Genomic DNA, 5,582 nt, shown 5'->3' with positions numbered 1-5,582 from the left:
AGCGGGTGCGCTTCACCTCGCCCCACCCGGCCGAGTTCACCGACGACGTGGTCGAGGCGATGGCCTCGACGCCGAACGTGATGCCGCAGCTGCACATGCCGCTGCAGTCAGGCTCCGACCGGATCCTGCGCGCGATGCGGCGCTCCTACCGGCAGGCGAAGTACCTCGGCATCATCGACCGGGTCCGCGCCGCGATGCCCGACGCGGCGATCACCACCGACATCATCGTCGGCTTCCCCGGCGAGACCGAGGACGACTTCGCGGCGACGCTCGACGTCGTGCGACTGGCGCGCTTCTCCGGCGCGTTCACGTTCATCTACTCACCGCGCCCCGGCACGCCCGCCGCGACGATGGACGAGCAGGTGCCCCGCGAGGTGGTGCAGGAGCGCTACGAGCGACTGGTCGCGCTGGTGAACGAGATCGCGTGGGAGGAGAACCAGCGGCTCGTCGGCCGCCGCGTCGAGCTGCTCGTCGCCGAGGGCGAGGGACGCAAGGACGCGGCCACCCACCGGCTCTCGGGTCGCGGCCCAGACAACCGCCTGGTGCACTTCGCGCCACCCGCGGACACCGAGGTGCGTCCGGGCGACCTGGTGACGGTCGAGATCACGTACGCCGCGCCGCACCACCTGGTCGCCGACGGCCCGGTCCTCGACGTCCGACGTACTCGCTCCGGTGACGCATGGCAGGCGCGCACGGCCGACCCGGCCCCGGCCGCCGTCGGCCTCGGAATGCCGACCCTCGGCGTACCCGCGCCGCTGCCCGACGCCCCCGTCTGCGGGTAACGGCGTCGCGGGTGCGCTCACGGTGCCATGACGGCGCTCCCACCCCGCTGCACCGGGGTGGGAGCGCGCACCAAGCACCGTTACGCGCGATGAAACGCTCAGCCGGCTCAGTCGGAGCGCGGGTCGTACTTCGAGTAGCCGGCCTTGGGCGGGATCCCCTCGGGGTTCTCCTCCTCGGCCCCGGGGCGCTGCTCCGGCGGTGCGTCCTCGTCGGCGAGCCGGTCCGGAGTCACGTCGCGGAGGCCGTCGGTGCCGGTCTGCCCAGGGCCGGTGTGGCCCTCGCGCTCGGAGGACACACCCATGTCGCCGGACGGGTCGTGCTGGGAGTCGCGTACGTCGCGTGGCTCGGTCATGCCGGGGGCTCCTCTGCCGTCTCGCCGGTGCCCGAGTCGCCGTTGGGCTCCTGCTGCTTGTCGTCCGGCTCGGAGATCTCTTCGGGCACCTGCTCGTCGACCTCGGGCTTGAGCCGGACGTCCCGAGCGACGACGACGTCCCCCTCGGGGTACTCGGTGTCGTCGACGATCGCATCGGTCCCACCGGGGTGGAGCTCCGGCGCCTCGGCCTCGGGCTCCGGCATCGGACCCAGCTTCTCCTCGGCCATGATCGGCTCCTCTCAGTCGAATCCGAACGTGAGGTAGGCCTCTCCCTTACCCAATGAGGCCAGTGCCGATGCCTCGTGTGGGACGACGGGGTCGGGCAGCGCGTCGAGCGGGCTCCAGCGCAGCTCGGCGCACTTCTCTGGTTCGAGGATCCGCGGGTCACCGCGCCAGGTGCGGCAGGTGAAGAAGAAGTCGACCCGCTCGTCGATCGGCAGGTCGCCCCGCGTGCGCTGCATCGTGAACTCGAACCGCAGGTCGAGCTCGTCCACACCGAGCTCCTCCAGGGCCTCGCGTCGGGCGGCGTCGAACGCCGTCTCCCCACGCTCCACATGACCGGCCGCGGCCGCGGCCCAGCGACCGTCCATGTAGCCGGTGTTCTGCCGCAGCTGCAGGAGCACCTCGGGGCCGCCGACCCCGTCGCGGAGCAGGTAGACGTACGACGCGGGTACGACGACGAACCCCGCAGGGCTCACGGGGAGGACGTGCCCGGCTTGTCGTCGGGGATGTCGTCGTTCTTGCCGTCGAGCTTGTCGAGCGCCTCCTTGGCCTTGGCCGTGCCCGTGCCGATCTTGTCCGAGTACTTGCCCTTCGTCTTGTCGTCGACGACCTTGGCCGCCTTGTCGATTCCCGAGGCGATCTTGTCGCCGTGCTGGTCGACGGCGTCCTTGGCCTTCGACCTGAACTTGTCGAGGAAACTCATGGCCCCGACACTAGCCGTGTGCGGGAGGTTCCGGTCGTCGCCGTCGTGGGCGCGACCGCGGCCGGGAAGACCGGGCTCTCGCTGGACCTCGCCGAGGCGCTCGGCGGCGACGTGGTCAACACCGACGCCATGCAGGTCTACCGCGGCATGGACGTCGGCACCGCGAAGCTCGCGCCCGACGAGCGGCGGGGCATCACGCACCACCTTCTCGACACCCACGACCCGTCGGAGCCGGTCAGCGTCGCCGTCTTCCAGGCCGAGGCGCGGGCGGTGATCGCCGAGCTGCGGGGGAGGGGCGTCGTGCCGGTGCTCGTCGGCGGGTCTGCCCTCTACACCCGCGCGGTGCTCGACCGGTTCGAGTTCCCGGGCACGGACCCGGCGGTCCGCCGCCGGCTCGAGGCGGAGCTCGCGGAGGTCGGCGCCCCCGCGCTGCACGCCCGGCTCGGCGAGGTCGACCCGGCCGCTGCCGCCCAGATCCTGCCCGACAACGCTCGCAGGATCGTGCGCGCGCTCGAGGTGGGCGAGCTCACCGGGCGATCGTTCACGGCAACCCTGCCGCGCATGGAGTACGTCGAGCCGCACACGGTCCAGGTCGGCGTCGCCATCGACCGGCCCACCCTCGACGAGCGGATCGCCACCCGGGTCCGTCAGATGTACGACGACGGCCTGGTCGACGAGGTGGAGCGGCTCGGCCCGCTCGGGCCGACCGCGAGCACCGCGATCGGGTACCGGCAGGCCGCGGCCCACCTCGCCGGAGAGCTGACGCTGGCGGAGGCGATCGAGCGGACGGTCGTCGCGACCCGGCGGTTCGCCCGCCGTCAGGAGTCGTGGTACCGCAAGGACCCACGGATCGTATGGGTCGACCACGACGACCCAGACCGGCTGGAGAAGGCGCTCGCCGCGGTGCGATCGCTGTGAGCAAGATCGGTCGGGCAGTGACGTCCCGATCGGAGCAGGATGGGGTCATGCCGAAGACGTCCGGACGCGACCGGCTGCGGGAGCTGCTCGACGCAGTGCTCGACGACGAGCACCACTCGCTGACCGACATGGCCGGTGGGGCGTACAGCTCGCCGTACCACTTCACGCGCCAGTTGAGTCGGGAGGCGGGCGAACCGCCGGTCGCGATGCGGCGACGGGTGATGCTGGAGCGCGCTGCATGGCAGCTGCGGCACGGAGCCTCCGTCACCGACGCTGCCTTCGAGGCCGGTTACGAGTCGGTCGAGGGGTTCAGCCGTGCGTTCGCCCGCGCCTACGGACATCTGCCGAGCGAACAGTCCGGTGGCGACCGCAGCACCTGGCTGCCCGCGCCGAACGGCATCCACTTCCACCCACCCACCTCGCTGTGGGTCCACACCGGGGAGCGAACGATGAGCCAGCCGATCGACCAGCTGATCCACCACGACCTCGACGACACGCGTGCGCTGCTGGACCTCGCCAAGCAGCTGCGCGACGACGCCTACCGCGCCACCGTCCGGCCGGGCCAGCAGGTGCTCGGCTTCGACGGCCCGGACGACTCCGTGGCGTCCGTGCTCACCCACCAGGTCGCGACGAAGGAGATCTGGCTCGCGGCGATCGAGGGCGAGGACTTCCCGGAGCCGGGCCCGGACGACCCGGCGGAGCTGCTCGAGCGCCACGACCGGGTCGCCGGTCGGTGGCTGGCCATGGTGCGGGACGTCGAGCGACGCGACGCCTGGGACGACCGGATCATCGACGCGCTGTGCGACCCGCCCGAGAGCTTCGTCCTCGGCAGCATCCTTGCGCACGTGCTCAGCTTCGGTGCGGCCCGTCGCCAGCTCGCTCGCACCATGCTGCGCGATCATGGGATGACGGTCGACGACGGCGACCCGATCACCTGGCTGCGGCAACGCAACGGCCACGAGGAGAGCGAGGTGGGCTCGTGACGAGCACCGTCTTCTACACCGCGACCACGCTCGACGGCTACCTCGCCGACGACCACGACTCGCTCGCCTGGCTCTTCAAGCAGGACCAGGACGAGGACGGGGCACTGAGCTACGAGCCGTTCATCGCGAACATCGGCGCGATCTGCATGGGCGCCACGACCTACGAGTGGGTGCTCGAGCACAACGACGGGCCGTGGCCGTACACCCAGCCGTGCTGGATCTTCACGCACCGGGACCTGAAGCCGGTCGACGACGGAGACATCCGGTTCGCCCAGGGCGACGTCGCGCCGGTGCACGCCGAGATGGCTGCGGCCGCCGAGGGCAAGGACATCTGGGTCGCTGGCGGCGGCGGGCTTGCCGCCGACTTCGCGCAGGCAGGGCTGCTCGACCGGTTGCTGCTGATGATCGCGCCGGTGACCCTCGGATCGGGCCGGCCGCTCTTCACCCGGCCCTTCGACCTGCGGCTCGTGGACGTCGCGCGCAACGGTGCGTTCATGGCCGCGACGTACGACGTGGTGGGGCCGCTGGCAGAATCGAAGGCGTGACCTACCCCTTCGTGAAGGGCCACGGCACGGAGAACGACTTCGTGATCGTGCCGGCCGACGTCGACCTGACGCCGGAGCGGGCGCGCGCCCTCTGCGACCGACGAGCCGGCATCGGCGGGGACGGCGTCATCCGGGCCGCCCGCGACGAGGACGGCCGGTGGTTCATGGACTACCGCAACTCCGACGGCTCGCTGAGCGAGATGTGCGGCAACGGGATCCGGGTCTTCGCCCGGTACCTCCGCGAGGAGGAGGGTGCGACCTTCCCGTTGGAGATCGCGACCCGCAGCGGCATCAAGACGCTCACCGAGAGCGGGAACGGCTTCACCGTCGACATGGGCGCGCCGCGGGTCCTCGGCGAGACGAAGGTCGCGGTCGGCGACCGGACCTGGCCCGCCACCCACATCGACGTCGGCAACCCGCACGCGGTCGCGTTCGTCGACGACCTCGCCGACGCCGGACGGCTGCTCGACCCGCCCCAGCACGACGAGGCCCTCTATCCCGAGGGGGTCAACGTCGAGTTCGTCGTACGACGGGGCGAGCGGCACGTCGCGATGCGGGTGCACGAGCGCGGCTCGGGAGAGACCCGGTCGTGCGGCACCGGTGCCTGCGCCGTCATGGTCGCTTCCGCGCTCGCCGACGGCGCGACCCGGCCGGCGGCGTACCGCGTCGACGTTCCCGGCGGCACCCTGACCATCGAGTGGACCGAGGACGACCGGGTGCTGATGACCGGTCCCGCGGTGATCGTGGCCCGGGGCACGACCGACCTGTAGTCGTCGCTAACGTTCCACGCATGGACATCACCGGATCCGCAGCCATCGTCACCGGCGGCGCGTCAGGCATCGGAGCGGCGGTTGCCCGGCAGTTGGCCGCAGCCGGGGCGAGCGTCGTGGTCGCCGACCTCCAGGACGAGAAGGGCGAGGCGCTCGCGCAGGAGATCGGCGGGTCGTTCGTCCGGGTCGACGTCACCGACACCGCCCAGATCGCAGCCGCGGTCGACCGCGCCGTCGAGCTCGGCCCGCTTCGTGTGCTTGTCAACTCCGCCGGCATCGGCTGGG

At 71.7% G+C, this 5,582-nt stretch carries 10 protein-coding genes; 6 read left to right on the top strand and 4 right to left on the bottom strand.

Annotation, left to right across the window (positions count from 1 at the left end; genetic code table 11):
• The coding region (locus VFZ39_RS12205; RefSeq protein WP_330866038.1) for a radical SAM protein at positions 1–782 on the top strand (782 nt) is incomplete at its 5' end.
• A 107-nt stretch (positions 783–889) separates the two neighbouring features.
• Here VFZ39_RS12205 and VFZ39_RS12200 read toward each other — a convergent pair.
• Genes VFZ39_RS12200 through VFZ39_RS12185 form a run of 4 tightly spaced genes read right to left on the bottom strand, consistent with a single transcriptional unit; the run spans position 890 to position 2,081 of the window.
• Positions 890–1,135, bottom strand: coding sequence for a hypothetical protein (locus VFZ39_RS12200; protein WP_330866037.1), 246 nt, complete (start codon positions 1,133–1,135; stop codon positions 890–892).
• Entirely contained in the window at positions 1,132–1,383 is a 252-nt protein-coding gene (locus VFZ39_RS12195; RefSeq protein WP_330866036.1) for a hypothetical protein, read from the bottom strand. The genes VFZ39_RS12200 and VFZ39_RS12195 overlap by 4 nt, the downstream gene beginning before the upstream one ends.
• A 12-nt stretch (positions 1,384–1,395) precedes the next feature.
• On the bottom strand, positions 1,396–1,854 hold the full coding sequence (locus VFZ39_RS12190) for an NUDIX hydrolase (RefSeq protein ID WP_330866035.1): 459 nt from the start codon (positions 1,852–1,854) through the stop codon (positions 1,396–1,398).
• Complete coding sequence (locus VFZ39_RS12185; protein WP_330866033.1) at positions 1,851–2,081, bottom strand: antitoxin; 231 nt, start codon at positions 2,079–2,081, stop codon at positions 1,851–1,853. Before VFZ39_RS12185 ends, VFZ39_RS12190 begins: the two co-directional genes overlap by 4 nt.
• Before the next feature lie 18 nt (positions 2,082–2,099).
• Here VFZ39_RS12185 and miaA point away from each other — a divergent pair, with 18 nt between their 5' ends.
• The 5 genes from miaA to VFZ39_RS12160 form a co-directional block, all read left to right on the top strand.
• Positions 2,100–2,999, top strand: a complete 900-nt coding sequence (gene miaA, locus VFZ39_RS12180; RefSeq protein ID WP_330866032.1) for a tRNA (adenosine(37)-N6)-dimethylallyltransferase MiaA — start codon at positions 2,100–2,102, stop codon at positions 2,997–2,999.
• 47 nt (positions 3,000–3,046) lie between these two features.
• On the top strand, positions 3,047–3,982 hold the full coding sequence (locus VFZ39_RS12175) for a helix-turn-helix domain-containing protein (RefSeq protein ID WP_330866031.1): 936 nt from the start codon (positions 3,047–3,049) through the stop codon (positions 3,980–3,982).
• Positions 3,979–4,527: a dihydrofolate reductase family protein gene (locus VFZ39_RS12170; RefSeq protein WP_330866030.1), complete on the top strand. Its 549-nt coding sequence runs from the start codon at positions 3,979–3,981 to the stop codon at positions 4,525–4,527. Before VFZ39_RS12175 ends, VFZ39_RS12170 begins: the two co-directional genes overlap by 4 nt.
• Complete coding sequence (gene dapF, locus VFZ39_RS12165; protein ID WP_330866029.1) at positions 4,524–5,297, top strand: diaminopimelate epimerase; 774 nt, start codon at positions 4,524–4,526, stop codon at positions 5,295–5,297. The genes VFZ39_RS12170 and dapF overlap by 4 nt, the downstream gene beginning before the upstream one ends.
• A 20-nt stretch (positions 5,298–5,317) precedes the next feature.
• Positions 5,318–5,582 (top strand): SDR family NAD(P)-dependent oxidoreductase (locus VFZ39_RS12160; protein WP_330866028.1); only part of this gene is annotated, 265 nt, incomplete at its 3' end.

Origin of the sequence: Nocardioides sp., from assembly GCF_036374615.1 — a bacterium.
Taxonomy (GTDB): domain Bacteria; phylum Actinomycetota; class Actinomycetes; order Propionibacteriales; family Nocardioidaceae; genus Nocardioides.
Note: the sequence above shows the minus strand (reverse complement) of the source record. Positions and strands in the feature narration are given on the sequence as shown.